Consider the following 14,691-nt stretch of genomic DNA (forward strand, 5'->3'; position numbering starts at 1 on the left):
ATACGCTACATAGTTCTTTCTTATTCTACTACACTTATATATCTGGTAAAAGAGGCTTTACTCAGGGTGGTGCTATTTATGATCCGCCAAGATGCCAGCTCCAGCTGTCTCATGATCGGAACCGTCGTGATAATAACCGCTCTGCTCGCCCACCTTCTTACGCTCTCAAGCATAACAAGCTGCTCCGCTTCTGGCAAGACTGAGCATAAATTATAGGGCATATCCACAATCGCAGCATCGTAATGACCTTCAAGAAGGCGCATATCGCCTAGTCTTACTAGGTCGGGATAACCAAAGTGAGCCAGGTTCGCACGCGCTCCCCTCACGGCAAGCGGATTAATATCCATACCTTCTATGTTCATCCCCATCGACAGGCCTTCAATAAGAACAGTCCCCATGCCGCAGCATGGATCGATAATCCTCATTTGATCAGCAGCTTGACCCGCAGCAAGATTGACGATTGCTCGTGCAGCTCTTGTAGGAAGCGCAGTCGAATAATTTTGCGGCTTATTCTGATGCTTTAACCATATGGCGCTGTTCTCCTCCAACACTCCAAAGTACCAGCGCCCCTTCAGCATCATCAAGCCGAACAGCCGCTCTGCCTTACGCATATCCGCTTTCCCGCGAATGGCTGCGCCAGCAGCTCGCTCAAGTTGTCTCTGCTCCTCATAAGTGAATGACTCATCGCCAGGAGTATAAATAACCTTGAACGTCTGGCCACCGAGCTCAACCGTGGGAAGCAGCATTACCAGCTCTTCTATACTGTTCGCTTCGAACATAACCGCTATGCGCCGTTTCATGAAAGGGCTGCGGTCAACCGAAAGCTCATAGCTGCTGCTCACAACACCTTCATTAACCTCTTGACCTAACAAGGTTTGCAGCTCGAGCTCACACAAAGCTGCTTCATCCTCATGACATGCATACGTATAAATAAACATCCATTGCCTCACGATCTGAAATAAGTTTATTCGTTTTGCGGAGCTTCCGCTGCTTCCTTAGGATCCGTGCGAAGCATTGCTTTGGATAGGCCGAGTCGCTCTGCCTCTGTCGAGATTTCAGCCAGCTGCTTCTCCAATGCTTTGACCGTCCGCTGCAAGCGAATTTGACGAATCATGCCAAGCAAGCCAACAGTGAGGCCTCCAAGCAGTGTTGATCCCAAAATGACGAGAATAAGCGGCAGCGTCGCCGTCGTAAATAAAAAATTCACATGTACTGAATCGATATTAATTACGGCAAATATCGCAATAAGCAGTGCGAATATTAACGCAGATATTAAAATTCCCGGTCCCTTCATACCGATTCCTCCCTTTTCCAAAAATCATACCACATTCCATATCCATTCGCCTATTGAAAGAAGGGCTTCCTTAACTGCTAAATGCAGCTATGGAAGCCCTTCTATTCTGACCTGCACTACTATTTATGAAGCTTTAAATATTCGAGTGAAGGCATCTGTATTTCACCAAGCCTCCATATCGCCGCTTTGTTATAGCCGGCTTGCTTAGCTATCCCAAACCAATGCGATAAGGTTTCTTCGTCTGCATACCATACAGAATGCTTAGCTTTGTTCTCGTCTATATATTCAAAGAAAATGCTCCCGCTCGCTTCGTCCCGCTGAATAGTACTGCCAGTCTGCTTTAACAGCAAATCCGCGCGTTCCTCGGTTAAAGCAACAACCTTACCATCCTCACGCCAATCAAATCCGCCAACTGAAAAAGCGATATACGGATTACCAGGAAGATAGGCCATTCTGCCTGCCAATTCCTTAATGAAGGTCTGATCAGCTTTTGGACCCGGTCCGCTGTGTGTGCCATATAAATTGTAAGCCATCATGACATAGTCAGGGCCTTCCGGAAACATTAATTGTTCAATCTTAACCTTTGGCTCCAGTACAATACGAAGCGTTTTCCCTTTTTCCTGTAATCGAGTATACAGCTCTGCATAAAATAACAGCACCCGCTCCCAATCCTGTTCCTCGACTCGCTCATAGTCGATTTCAAGGCCGCTTAACCCGAATTGATCCACAACTTTAATCAACTCATCCACATGCTTCCTGCGGCTCTCCTTCGTCGCCATCAACCTTGTGATTAAGCTCGAATCCTTCTGAACCGTTTCCCCGTTCCCCATAATTTGATCATTCACAATTGACAGATCCACGTGAAGCGGCTCGTTCTGCCCATACGTTTTTGAAACTTCAGGCAGCACCCGTAATAATTTATCCGTAAAATAAAGTCTGTCCTGCTCATCGAAATAGGCAGCGAACAGCTGCAAGCTTGTTAATCCATCTTTTATTATTCGCAGGTCCTCAATTCCTTGCTGCCATTGCCAGTCCACAATCCAAACTGACAGCTCCGGTGGTGCAATGGCTTCAGTCGGAGCAGCTAAGTCAACGGATGGATGCTCTTCTTCTTCGGTACGATCCGAAAGAGTAGTTATTAATAGTACTATGCCTATAAATAATACGAGCAAGAATGCGCCAATAATTCGTTTTCTCATTAAATTGTACACCCCGAATTGTAGGTTCTAAAATAGCTAGAAGGTATCAATCGCCCAGTCGAAGGATGTATTAATAATGTTTTTGATTCTGCTAATTATCCCTTTAATACCAGTATATCCATTCACGTATAATCGCTCCTGAACACTGCCGTCCTCCGTTAGGGACATTACTTTTATATCGTCAAATACAGCGTCGTAGATGTCATCCTTGTTATTGCCCGGGCTAGCTTTAGATGCAAGCGCAATCTCACCGCTGTCAATTGTACTGCTGATTTGCTGCTTGTCGAGCAACAAATCACTATCCGCCATTACGGTCAATCTATCCCCTGACAAGTTGATTTCAATCTGCTTGGCCCGCTCTGCTGCTTCGGCCTCAAGCTTGCGGGTAAGCAGACGCTCTACTTTGCCTGTTGCTGTCTTTTGTTCTACTATAACGGTGTTATCCTCGATCGAAACGCGAATATAAGAATTCTGCTTGCGATCATACCGAACATAAATCGATTGATTGCCGGCAACATGGCCGCCAAGTGTGGCGCTGAGCTTAACATTATTATATGCCGTGCTGTCATTCAAGAAAAGTAATCCGTTTCCAGCTGGCAGTGAGGTTAAGACAATTCGATTATTAGCAAACTCAGCCGCACCGCTGAACAGTGACCATTTGGCAGACTTCTTATCATCACCTTTTATGAAGCTGACTTCCTCCCCAGTGTCCTTGCGAATTTTCATAAGTAAATGATTCGTATACCAGTAGGACGTAGGCTGCACCCTCGTCAAATTATATAAGCTGTCATCCCTCTTATTTAAGGAATGTCCTTCCCGGTTAAAATGCATCTCAAACAACGCTTTAATGTTGCTGTCATTCACATTCTCAACAAGTCTGTTCATTCCCCCATAAAGAAAGTTGGCATGCATAATCATATAGACATTAGGCACAAAACCAAGCGTCCTAGTATAAATTTCATTCATCGATTTATAGTCTGCGTTCACGCGTGCTTCCATTTCTGCTCGATGCTCCGTTGGCACGCGATTCTCATCTCGAATGAAATCCATCAAATAGTGAGTGTAGTAGCTCGTGTTTTCCCTATTCTTAAACTCGTTCTCATCCTTAATGCCAATCTGCTTGCCATCCTTGTCAAAAATATTAATATAAGACAAGCGGTAACCGTTGCTCCCCAGCTCCCAGAAGCCATTCTCTATCATGCTGAGCAGCTCCTTAGGCTGAAGAAACTTGGATTCTTTGCTGCCTATCTTGTTCGCATAGGTCAGAATGGTCGCTTTATAATTATATTTCTCCAGCAAAGGCTGGGCGAATAAGCTTGAATCGTTCCTCCCGTCCTCGAAGGACAGGAATAGCGCTTTCGTCGGCAATGGTTTCCCATGCTTATAAAAGTCGATAACATCCTGCTGAGAAATGGTTATATAACCCTGATCATACAGTGCCTTCAACTGCTGATCCAATCTTTTTTTGGCGATCAGCTCGGATGTGCCATTTCGCGCTACGCCTAAATAAGACAAAGCAATAAACCCGTCATGATTGGTCCACTGCGCCTTATCCGGCTCCTCATATTGCTTAATATCGAATATGGCATGGAAAAGAAAGTAGCCTAAGACAAGCAAGATGATCGTCTGAATGGCCGTTCTGATCACCTTTCTTTTGTTTTTCCGTTTATAGTCGAAGGCGCCATCCGTATACCACTTATTCATAGCGGTCATCCTTTATCGTTGATACAGACAGCTGCCGCTTTAAAGCGGCATGTCCATATTCTTGTTGTTTTTGTTCTTTCTAGCTGCTTTCTTATTTCTTGCTTCAATATCCTGCGGCGTTTCTCTTGTCCCCCAGGTTGATTTCCAGAAGGTAACCCATGCAACAGGCATTTGCCACAGCAGCACAAACTCATAGAAGATACAAAATACGAGTCCAAAAATCCACAGCTTACTCTTACGAAACAACAGGTGGGCAAAGCTCATCAGCAGTGCCATCAAGAGCAGCCCCATTAGGAAGGTGCTCGGAAAAATATGATGCACAATGGGTACGTAAACTAAATTGTACAAAACGACAACTGGTGCTGCGATGGGAACGACGAGGCCAATATAGAAGAACAAAGCCATAAACGGCTCCTTGCGCCAAATAAAGCCCCCTGCTCGCAAAGATTCCCGCAGCCACGAACGCTTCCACCGCATTTGCTGCTTTAAGAACACATTCATCTCGGAAGGTACGATCGTGGAGCAGATTGCTGTATCCTGATAGCCGGTTCGATGTGTCTTGAGAATAAAGTTAGTCATGCTGCGGTCATCGCCAAAGGTCGCCGGCTGCCCTAGAAACTTCTGAGTCAGCCAAGCATCCTTATGCTTCAAAATCAAATCCTTACGGTAGCAGGAAAGCGGTCCCGACAAGCAGGTTACGCTGTCAAACCACGATTCGGCTGCCTTCATAATACGGAAGGCAATATAATAGCGCACGGTCTGAAGTTTCGTGACGGTATTCGTATATTTATTCTCAACGTCAGTCCGACCTGCTACTCCGCCCATTTGAGGGTCCTGAAAGGGCTGTACGAGGTTTCTAATTGCCGTCGGCTCCAGAAAGCTGTCAGAGTCCACAAATACTACCAGCTTGTGCTTAGCCATCTCCACGCCCTTTACAAGCGCTGTACGTTTTCCGCCATTTTCGGCCATTACGTGCATTTTCAGACGATCCTTGGTGCCAAACCGCTCCGCCTCTTTATGAACGAGATCGATCACCTTCTGAATCTGCTCCACTGAGCGATCCTTAGAGCGATCATCCACAACGATAACTTCTAGCTTATCCACCGGATAGTCCTGATTCATACAGCTCAAGATCGTGCGATGAATCCATTCCTCTTCATTAAAACAAGGAATAATAATCGATACTCCGGGTGTATAGTGTGGATTAACTGGCACATCACGGTGCAGCGCACCGAAGAAATAGCGTGTCAGCAGGAATGCAGCTGCCGTAATGCTGTATAAATATAAGAGGAAGTTGTATTTAAAATAAATGATGCTCTCCACACGCATGAGCATAATGATGCCTACAGCTACAAACAGCAGGCTGCTCGCCATATAAACGGAATAGCCCCACCGTTTTCTCTGAAGATACTCAGGCAGTGGCTTCTCAAACTGGAAGGCGACTAGCTTCTTCGGCCCATCTTCACTTTCGCGTGTAAATGTCCTTATGACAACAGCTTCGATTTTCACAGACGATTCGAAGCCCTCAGGCATCGTCCCAGGAGGTATATCGAAGCTAAGCTTATACCTGCCTCCCTCCATGAATGTCTTCATACTATCAGCAGTATCCAGCTCAATCAGCATGCCTGTCGAAGAAATATCCTCAGCTCTGCCCCGCATTCTCGTATTCTTACTGCGTCCATTGCGAAGCAACCATACATCAAAGCTCGCTTCATATCTCAAGCTGAGTTCGCGAAGCTTATGCATAGCGGACTTGTCATCCCTGCCGTCTTTGTTTAGCCCCTCGGTATAACCTCTTCGATCCATTTTTAGCCGTTGATTCTCCGGATCAGGGACACTCCAAAGGGTGCGCCTGTCCTCTCTTGGAACAGACAGCACTTCTATAGGCTTATTTTTTTGTCGTTTAAACACAGCTGCTGTCTCCAATCCGGCTCTATAGGCGCCAATAGTCGTATCCATTTTTCTCGAAGAGCCGTTTATCAAATATTCCTTTTATATCAACCAATAGCTTCGTTTTGTTATCCTCGTACAACCTGTCGAAATCCATTACGCTCATCTGAGTGAATTGGCTATGAGGAACCGCTACAATAACGACATTCAATCCGCTTAATTCCTCAAGCTCGCTTAGCTCAATACCGTACTCCATATAAACCTGCTGCTTGTCCACGTTCGGATCAGCCACCAGCGTTGTTATGCCATACTCCTCAAGCTCCTCAATAATATCTGTCACCTTCGTATTACGAATATCAGAGCTGTCTTCTTTATAAGAAAGGCCAAGAAAGCCTATTTTTGCTGTATTTATATTTTCCTTCAGCTTAACCAGCCTCTTAATGATTTGCTGAGCTACATATTTGCCCATACCATCATTAATATGACGTCCTGCCAAAATAATTTTGGAGTGATAGCCGGTATCCTCGGCCTTGTAAGTCAAATAATAAGGATCAATTCCAATGCAATGACCGCCTACCAAGCCCGGTGTGAAGCTGAGAAAATTCCATTTGGTGTTCGCTGCTTGCAGTACTGCTTGTGTATCAATACCCATGCCGTTGAACAACATCGACAACTCATTCATAAAGGCAATGTTAATGTCACGCTGAGCGTTCTCGATAACCTTCGCCGCTTCCGCTACCTTGATGCTCTCCGCCCGAAATACGCCTGCATCTATGATCAACTCATACATGCTTGCGACCATTTCAAGCGTATCCTCGTCCATACCCGATACAATCTTCGTAATATTCTCCAATCGGTGAACCTTATCGCCGGGATTAATTCTCTCGGGTGAGTAGCCCACCTTAAAATCAATACCGCAGCGAAGCCCCGACTCTTTCTCCAAAATAGGAACACAGATTTCCTCGGTCACACCTGGATAGACAGTGGATTCGAATACGACAATCGTACCTTTCTTTAGCTTCCTTCCAACCAGCCTGCAGGCGCTGCTTACATAATTCAAATCAGGAACATTCCCGCTTTGAACGGGCGTCGGCACAGCAACTATGAAGAATGAAACGTCTTCAAGCTCATTCTCATCCGAAGTAAAACGAGCTTTACTGTTCATGAGGACATCGTTACCGACATCTCCTGTTGTGTCGATTCCGCTTCGATATAATTCAACCTTCTCTTTGTTAACGTCGAATCCGATAACATCTACTTTGTTCGCAAAAGCAACGGTTAGCGGCAAGCCCACATAACCTAATCCAATGACAGCAATTTTCTTCTGCCTTGAGACAATTTCATCGTATAATGTCATTTGTCCATCTCCATCTAGTAAAAACTATTATTTAAGAGACATTTGCGACATGGGAACAAACTTATAACCTTTACTTCTCAGCTTCTCGATAACGTCTGGCAGCGCCTCGATGGTATGAATGTTATCCAGCATGTGTAGTAGAACGATGCTTCCATTAACCGTTTGCTCTAAAACACCTTTTACAATTTGATCGGCGTCAGTGGCAGCGTCCCAATCGAATACTGTTACGTCATACATCGCAATGGATGTATATCCCGTTGAAGCTACAATCCTCGCCCGTTCATCATCAATTTCACCAGTCGGCGGTCTGAATAGCATCGCTGGTTTCTGCTGGATCGCTTCGGTGATGACTTGATGAGCCTTCACGACTTCCTCTTGTAATTGATCAGGTGTTATCTTCGTAATTACAGGATGACTATAGGTGTGATTAGCAATATCGTGACCCGCTTCTGCAATCGCTCTAGCCAAGTTTGGATTTTTCTCCACCCCGTTTGCTCGCAGAAAAAAGCTCGCCTTCACATCATGCTCATCCAAGATATCAAGCAGCTTCGTTATGGTGTAGTCAGTACCCCAATCATCAAAGGTAAGCGACACAACCTTTTCATTGGTCCCCAAGTTATAAATAAGCTTGTAGTTCGATGGTTTATCGTTCTTATTGATTTGAGCCGCATCAAATCCTGGAATTTGCTCAAGAGGCTTTCTCTCATGTCCGTTGTCAATCAGCTTATGTAACGGAATCAGCTTGTAGCCAACATCGGCAGCTGCCTTCACAATCAACGGAATGGATTCGAGAACATGACTATCCAGCTCCGTGTCCAAAGCAATGATTCCGCCGCGAGTCACATATTTTCTAACATACTCAGCCTTCTCCTTGTCCGTTTCCTTCTGCCACTCATGTAAATTAAGACTGTACGATACGACAGCCGAAAGTCCGCTCTGAGCAGCAGCCTGCCGAACCGTATCATTGTAATCACCCGATCTTGTCCGCATATATTGAGGCTTTACGCCTACTTCCTTCTCGATAATCTCATTGCTCAGAGCAATCTCTTTATACACCTGCTCGTAGCTTAATTGAGTTAGATCTAACCGATTCAGCGTATTGTTCTCGATGCTATGACCTCTGGACAAAATCTCCTTCGCGATTCCCGGCTCCTCAGCCACCCGCATGCCAGGCAAAAAGAAGGTTGCCTTTATATCATAGTGATCAAGTTCATCAAGCAGCTTGAGCATCACATCTTCATCGCCCATTCCATTGAAAGTAAGAGCTAATTCCTTATCTGTCGTGTACACAAATGGAATAGCTTTACTCTTTTCACTGCCTATAGGGACTAGAGGTTGATTCGTCGTCCCTCCAGCATCATTCGTCTCCTCTGACTTGCCGCTGCCCTGAAATAATCCGCAGCCAGTAACCAGAATAGCAGTCATTAAAAGCATCAAAATAAAAACAATTGGGAACTTTTTTTTATTTCTTTTGTCATATAAGGATGGCATCTGTTTACTCCTTTATTGCTTCTTTACCCATCAATCACGCATTCGAAAATCATTTCTTAAGGAAAATTTATTAAATTTATGGAAATTCCGACTATTTAACACAAAAAACGACCCGATCACAATGATTGTGAATAAGAGTCGTTTCACTTTAAGCTAATTTTAACATAGGAAATGCATAACATTTGCATGTAAATGGCACCAGTTTTGGCTGACTGTTCTATTCGGGCATCCATACTTGTTTTTGTGTATGCACCTTTTGTCCCGAAGCGATTGCTTCTCCCATCAAGAGCGCCAAATAGTGATCTTGCGCTGCCTCAGCGAGACTATAGAAAGAGGTTCCCTTGCCAGACGCCAGAAGACCCATGCGCAGCAAACATGTAGCTATTGCAATCTCATCATCACTAAGCCTTGCGGGAGCAACCGGGTTCCGATACAACCATTCTCCATCCGCGGTAACACCTCGATGATAATAGCCCTCTAAATTGCCATGATGACCTGTATCTACCCTGCGAAGCTCCGTATGAATTGGTGTCTCATAATCCTTTAAGTAGCTTACTTCGGAGTCTACAAGCTCACCCTTACTACCTCTAACGAGCATTCGACTGCGCCGTATCCAAGAGAAATATTGATCGCCCGTAAAATCATATAAAGCAAGCTTGTCACCAAATCGGAGAGTTGCGATCCGCTGCACGGATTGAACCATTCGCTCTTCAAGCGGATCACCTTGCCTGCTAGGTCCTTGCATGATCATGGATTCAAACGTCTGCCCGCTAATGCTTGCCTGCTCGAAGCCTACGCCAAGAAGCTGTCTTATTAAGCTGATTCCGTGATAATCGTGGGCGGCCGACACCTGCGCCTGTGACACTTCACCCAGCTTGCCTGAACGGACAATTTGAATTCTCGCAGCATGCATCGGTTGGAACAAATACTGTTCAGCTACTTGTACCATTGCATCCTTCGGCAGAGAGGCATACAGTGCCGTTAATTGTTCCAAATCAACCGCTGGCGGCGTTTCCGCAAGCACAGCAATTTTCCGTTCCGTTAACTCTCTGATGATCGCAGGTGCCGCCGTTCGCGGTACGGATACGACCGCAAAGCTAAACTGCTTCGCAGCGGCAGTAAACTGATCCATATTACGAACCGTTCGAATACCCCATTTGGACTCCAACAGCCGCCCTTTTTCCTCGTCCCGCACGAGTATCGAATGGATATGAAATTTTTCTGGCAGTGCTTCCGCGATACGTATGTAAAACTCTGCTCTCCAGCCTCCGCCGATAATACCGAAACTTATGATGGACATTGTTAACCATCTCCTAGATGTAATTGGATTTTTGTTACTCTACCTTGATCTCGATAAAAAAAAGAAAAAGATCTCAACATGTGAGATCTTCTTTATGCTGTTCGAAATGTTCCTGTTGCTTTTATTTCCTCTTGAACGCCTGTATAAGTGTGCAGCTTGCCGTGGTAAACTAACTCTAGTACTGTTGTTTTCTCCAAATCAGCAGGGGTTACAAAGAAGGACGGCTTATTAACCAAATTCACTCCGCTTTCCTCAAAGACCGATGCGACAAACTGCGAGCAAAAGTAAGCGTATTCTCGTTTCATCTCGATATTAAGCATGATGCCAAACATACCAAGCAAGTTGTATTTATATTGATCCTGGTTTTTCTCCATGTAATGAATTTGATTTCTAATATTAATATAAGAGCAATGACTAATCGTACATCTGTATAATGCACAAGTGGAATTCTCAAAGAACTCGCCTCGTACATCCTCTTTCACGAATCCAGCTAAAAATGGATTGCTCGGATTTTTTCTACCGAAGCTGTATACCTCATTCAAATTACTGTCAAACGCGATTGATGCGTGATTCAGCATATTTTTTGTATACCATCTGATTGTTTTTGAAAATAGTGTTCCCGTGTTCGTTAAGAGAACATAAATTTCAACATCTCTATTCATGCCAAACTACCTCCACATTAAAGAACTTTCATCTAGGTATTAACTTTAATGCAGGAGAACTAAATTCTAAACCTGCTCAGGTAATAGATTCATCCCCGACCTAAGTCCAGTTCTGTAAGCATAGCGTGACAGAGGATCATCTATTATCCACACCTGATTTCATAACCTTATTTCATTTTACTGGATATTCTCTTTTTACTCAATAAGCACTTCGACTTTTTCTTCCTCATGCTTAAAAAAATGTTAAGATTTTCTTGCTATTAAAGTGATATAGTAGGGAAGGATTTACATCTTCTCTATACTATTTATATGCGTCAGCTCCTCATTTAGTATAGTCATTTGCCATCTAACCAATCGATTCGGAGGACATTTTAATGGAATGGTATACCCGTTATATCGGGCAGCTAGAACGTGTTTTCGCCATCGCCGAGAGCCGTATCGCGGCTTTCCCAGCACCTCTTTGCAGCATAGGTCTCTCCTATGCCCATAAATTCAACCCAGTGAAGCAAGACAGCACCAAAGATTACATATGCAGCCTTCTCCCCTTCTGGATCAAGGAGCCGAGCGGGATTAATGAATCTCAGTGTGAAGCGCTTGCATTAGCTAATGTATATGGGATGCTCTATTTTTTTATTCAGGATGACGTGATGGACAGCAACCCTTCTTCTCTTTGGAAGGAACAGCTGGCACTTGGCAATCTGCTTATGCTCGAAATGTTTAGTGTATTTCGCGGGCTATTCCCTTCAGATTCGCCGTTTTGGGGTTATTATCACCATTATGTAACAACCTGGGCCGAAAGTGTAACCAATGAAGATCGCGAGAATTATTTTGTTACCAATCCCATCCGCACAGCAGGTAAAGCAGGTCCCGTCAAAATCGCCAGCACAGGCGCACTTCTGTTAGCAGGACGCTCAGAACAGATTGAGAAGATGGAGCTAGCGATCGATATCGTGTTGATGACGCTTCAAATGTCGGACGACTATATGGACTGGAAGGAAGACTTGGCTGAAGGCAGCTATAATGGCTTACTTGCGATGATTGCTGCTAGCAGGACATCTGATGAGCCTTTAACTGAACAAGAGATTGAGAATGAGATCTTTATTCGGGGATGCATGAAGCCCTACGTGCAGTTGGCTACCGATAATCAAAAACAGTTAATAGAGCTCAATGCTGGGGCTAGTGAATTAATAGAGTTTCACAGCTATATTCTAAATCATTTGAACCAGACCTATGAGACGTTAGAATCAAATAAACAATTGCTGAAAAAGGGCGGATTTGACTACCTTTTATCTAAATCATCAATTTAATAGGTACAATAGAATCTATTAATTGTCGAATAATTGAAAACATATATAGAATTTGTCGAAAGGACATGATAAACTTGGTATGGTAAACTTATACATATCAGGAAGGGTGATTATGATGTCCAAAGAACAATCATTAAAAGAACAAATCATTCAAAAAGCTTGGGAAGATGCCGAATTCAATAAGCAACTGATCGCCAATCCGAAAGAAGCCGTTAAAGAAGCATTCGGAATCGAAGTTCCAGATACAATCGAAGTAGAAGTTGTTGAAGAATCGGCAACTAAACTATATTTGGTGCTCCCGCAAAATCCTAAGGAAATTGAGAATGTAAAGCTGGTCGCTGAAGCTGCATGGCCTTGATTTTAAAAAAAGCGCTATCTACTCTCTTAAGAGCAGATAGCGTTACTATTTTGCTAAAGGAATATGAATAATAGCTTCCGTACCAACACCCTTCGAACTAATAAATTCAACCTTACCCTGCATGATTTCAATAATTCGGAAAGTCACCATCAGCCCTAGCCCTGTTCCCTTTGTTTTATTAGAGTAGTAAGGCTCTCCCAGTTTTTTAAGATCATTTTCGTTCATACCCTCACCATTATCTTTAATACAAATGACAACATTATGGGAGTCATCCTGATATGCACGAATGGAAATTATCCCTTCTACATGCAAAGCCTCAATACTGTTTTTTATAATATTGATTAGTGCTTGTTTAAACTTAGATGAATTTCCACGAATGTATAAATCTGATGAAATATCAACCTTAATGACTCCACCCTGCATTGTAGCAAGTGGTACCAATATCGCCTCGATCTTTTTGATTTCATCAGTAATATTAAGAAGTGTCGTGTTCTCAAGCTGTGGTTTGGCAAACGTTAAAAAATCCGTAATAATGTCAGAAGCCCTGTCGAGTTCATCTATGGCGAGTACCATATACCCCTTCTCTTTATCGTTCGTAGATTTTTCTCCGAGCAACTGAAGAAAACCTCTTGTTACCTGAAGTGGATTACGGACCTCATGCGCGACCGATGCAGCCAACTGACTTATTATTTCCATCTTTTCAGATCGTTGCAGTTCATTATTAAAAACCTCAAGCTGTTTCGAGTATTTCACAACCTGTTCATAGTTATGTAATATTCTTCTGGCAAGAATAATAACAAGGGAAGTAATAAAACTAAAAATGCCCCACTTCCACAAAAATAAATCATAGTTCATATCGTTTATTAAATACCATATTACTTCCAGGACCCCGACTCCAGCAAAAACACAGAAACCTATTGTTAAAATGATTGCTTCTTTATTTTTTTGTAGACAAAGTCTTAATAAATATGTCAACAGCAATATATTTCCGACAACAACAACTCCACCAAAATATATCATTGAGACAAATACATAGTAACTTGAAATTTCCCCCAAAAAAATCGATGAAAATGACCAAGTAATAAAAACCACTGCCATAATTACTAATATCTTTCTAAACCAAGCAATCAGTCCCAAAGGACCCTTTCCAAATATTTTCTCAAAAAAGAAAAAAACGGAAGGCATCAATAAAGTTGATCCCACGTCAAACATATAATATATTACCCTTCCATAATCCGCATAAACCATATGCAAATACGTAGATAAAGAAAGAATCATTAATCCTATTGAAAAAATAATGACACTAAGTGAACTTAAACCTTCTAAATAAGATTTATTCAGAAATATAAAACATAACAACATTGCGAACGAAATAATTAAAAGTGATACCCCAATAAAAACGTCAAACATCTCTTGCTTCATAAACAGCATATTAAGAGACTGCTCTTCACCGACAACAATTGATTTCTTCAGACCTAACCACTCTGAATCCGTATTCAGAAGTATGTAGACCATGTGATTTGCTTCGGCTTCCGATACTGACAAAAGGATCTCGTTTTTATTGAAAGGATAATTCCTCTTGGACTCATAAACGAGTTTATTGTCGATAAATATCGAAACATCTTTGGCAGTCAGCTTACTTATCAATAATGATGGCCTAGCTAATTCATAGTCAGGAAGCTGAAATCTTAGCCATGCTGATTGAATATTAGCAGGTTTAACTGGTAAATTATCGCCGTAAGAAAACGGCTGCCATTCGCCTGCCCTCGTACTAGAAGCAGCATTTTGAACAGTGCTGTTCGGATCACTTTCCCACATCATTTCCCATTCCGTAATTTTTATAGTTGGCGTATCCGATATTGCGTAGGATGTTGTAGCTTGGATAGGAGTAACTATAAAAAGCGAAAAGAACAAAATCACAAAAAACTTCCCCAATACTTTCATCCTGCACCTCAAAAAGTGATGTGATAAATGTAAATGCTTCAATACGACTATATTTCGACAATGTTCGATAAGTTCCCTTCTAAAATTTACCTGCTATCAATAAAAATTGCAAGCCACAATATTTGAAACAACGGAAAAGAAAAAGCTGCCCTAAGATCATCACGATCTTGAGAGCAGCCTTGATA

At 43.0% G+C, this 14,691-nt stretch carries 12 protein-coding genes; 2 read left to right on the forward strand and 10 right to left on the reverse strand.

The window, feature by feature from the left end:
* Positions 1-20: 20 nt before the first annotated feature.
* The 9 genes from AC0YN6_RS24285 to AC0YN6_RS24325 all read right to left on the reverse strand — a co-directional run bounded on the left by AC0YN6_RS24285 (position 21) and on the right by AC0YN6_RS24325 (position 10,897).
* Entirely contained in the window at positions 21-938 is a 918-nt protein-coding gene (locus AC0YN6_RS24285; protein WP_475750016.1) for a TRM11 family SAM-dependent methyltransferase, read from the reverse strand.
* A 26-nt stretch (positions 939-964) separates the two neighbouring features.
* Entirely contained in the window at positions 965-1,294 is a 330-nt protein-coding gene (locus AC0YN6_RS24290) for a LapA family protein (protein ID WP_475750017.1), read from the reverse strand.
* Between the two features lie 119 nt (positions 1,295-1,413).
* Complete coding sequence (locus AC0YN6_RS24295; RefSeq protein WP_475750019.1) at positions 1,414-2,493, reverse strand: glycosyl hydrolase family 18 protein; 1,080 nt, start codon at positions 2,491-2,493, stop codon at positions 1,414-1,416.
* A gap of 36 nt (positions 2,494-2,529) precedes the next feature.
* Positions 2,530-4,197 (reverse strand): polysaccharide deacetylase family protein, encoded by a 1,668-nt coding sequence (locus AC0YN6_RS24300; RefSeq protein ID WP_475750021.1) that lies wholly within the window; start codon positions 4,195-4,197, stop codon positions 2,530-2,532.
* Between the two features lie 39 nt (positions 4,198-4,236).
* Positions 4,237-6,108 (reverse strand): glycosyltransferase, encoded by a 1,872-nt coding sequence (locus AC0YN6_RS24305; protein ID WP_475750023.1) that lies wholly within the window; start codon positions 6,106-6,108, stop codon positions 4,237-4,239.
* 22 nt (positions 6,109-6,130) lie between these two features.
* Positions 6,131-7,444, reverse strand: coding sequence for a nucleotide sugar dehydrogenase (locus AC0YN6_RS24310; protein WP_475750025.1), 1,314 nt, complete (start codon positions 7,442-7,444; stop codon positions 6,131-6,133).
* A gap of 27 nt (positions 7,445-7,471) precedes the next feature.
* A complete protein-coding gene (locus AC0YN6_RS24315; RefSeq protein ID WP_475750027.1) occupies positions 7,472-8,935 on the reverse strand; it encodes a polysaccharide deacetylase family protein in 1,464 nt (487 codons plus the stop codon).
* 217 nt (positions 8,936-9,152) lie between these two features.
* The gene (locus AC0YN6_RS24320) at positions 9,153-10,235 is read right to left on the reverse strand and encodes a Gfo/Idh/MocA family oxidoreductase (protein WP_475750029.1); all 1,083 of its coding nucleotides are present in this window, start codon (positions 10,233-10,235) and stop codon (positions 9,153-9,155) included.
* Positions 10,236-10,327: 92 nt separating this feature from the next.
* On the reverse strand, positions 10,328-10,897 hold the full coding sequence (locus tag AC0YN6_RS24325) for a hypothetical protein (RefSeq protein ID WP_475750031.1): 570 nt from the start codon (positions 10,895-10,897) through the stop codon (positions 10,328-10,330).
* Positions 10,898-11,271: 374 nt separating this feature from the next.
* Between AC0YN6_RS24325 and AC0YN6_RS24330 the strand changes: the two genes are divergently transcribed.
* Positions 11,272-12,204 (forward strand): hypothetical protein, encoded by a 933-nt coding sequence (locus AC0YN6_RS24330; protein WP_475750033.1) that lies wholly within the window; start codon positions 11,272-11,274, stop codon positions 12,202-12,204.
* A gap of 112 nt (positions 12,205-12,316) precedes the next feature.
* A complete protein-coding gene (locus AC0YN6_RS24335; RefSeq protein WP_475750034.1) occupies positions 12,317-12,562 on the forward strand; it encodes an NHLP leader peptide family RiPP precursor in 246 nt (81 codons plus the stop codon).
* Between the two features lie 45 nt (positions 12,563-12,607).
* Here AC0YN6_RS24335 and AC0YN6_RS24340 read toward each other — a convergent pair whose 3' ends face one another.
* Positions 12,608-14,506 (reverse strand): ATP-binding protein, encoded by a 1,899-nt coding sequence (locus tag AC0YN6_RS24340; RefSeq protein WP_475750036.1) that lies wholly within the window; start codon positions 14,504-14,506, stop codon positions 12,608-12,610.
* Positions 14,507-14,691: the final 185 nt, after the last annotated feature.

This window comes from Paenibacillus sp. J22P15 (genome assembly GCF_056269345.1).

Bases quoted from the DNA above. Each gene is read 5' to 3' on its own strand.
- AC0YN6_RS24285 (WP_475750016.1), bottom strand. From the start codon at position 938: ATGTTTATTTATACGTATGCATGTCATGAGGATGAAGCAGCTTTGTGT.
- AC0YN6_RS24290 (WP_475750017.1), bottom strand. From the start codon at position 1,294: ATGAAGGGACCGGGAATTTTAATATCTGCGTTAATATTCGCACTGCTT.
- AC0YN6_RS24295 (WP_475750019.1), bottom strand. From the start codon at position 2,493: ATGAGAAAACGAATTATTGGCGCATTCTTGCTCGTATTATTTATAGGC.
- AC0YN6_RS24300 (WP_475750021.1), bottom strand. From the start codon at position 4,197: ATGAATAAGTGGTATACGGATGGCGCCTTCGACTATAAACGGAAAAAC.
- AC0YN6_RS24310 (WP_475750025.1), bottom strand. From the start codon at position 7,444: ATGACATTATACGATGAAATTGTCTCAAGGCAGAAGAAAATTGCTGTC.
- AC0YN6_RS24315 (WP_475750027.1), bottom strand. From the start codon at position 8,935: ATGCCATCCTTATATGACAAAAGAAATAAAAAAAAGTTCCCAATTGTT.
- AC0YN6_RS24320 (WP_475750029.1), bottom strand. From the start codon at position 10,235: ATGTCCATCATAAGTTTCGGTATTATCGGCGGAGGCTGGAGAGCAGAG.
- AC0YN6_RS24325 (WP_475750031.1), bottom strand. From the start codon at position 10,897: ATGAATAGAGATGTTGAAATTTATGTTCTCTTAACGAACACGGGAACA.
- AC0YN6_RS24330 (WP_475750033.1), top strand. From the start codon at position 11,272: ATGGAATGGTATACCCGTTATATCGGGCAGCTAGAACGTGTTTTCGCC.
- AC0YN6_RS24335 (WP_475750034.1), top strand. From the start codon at position 12,317: ATGATGTCCAAAGAACAATCATTAAAAGAACAAATCATTCAAAAAGCT.
- AC0YN6_RS24340 (WP_475750036.1), bottom strand. From the start codon at position 14,506: ATGAAAGTATTGGGGAAGTTTTTTGTGATTTTGTTCTTTTCGCTTTTT.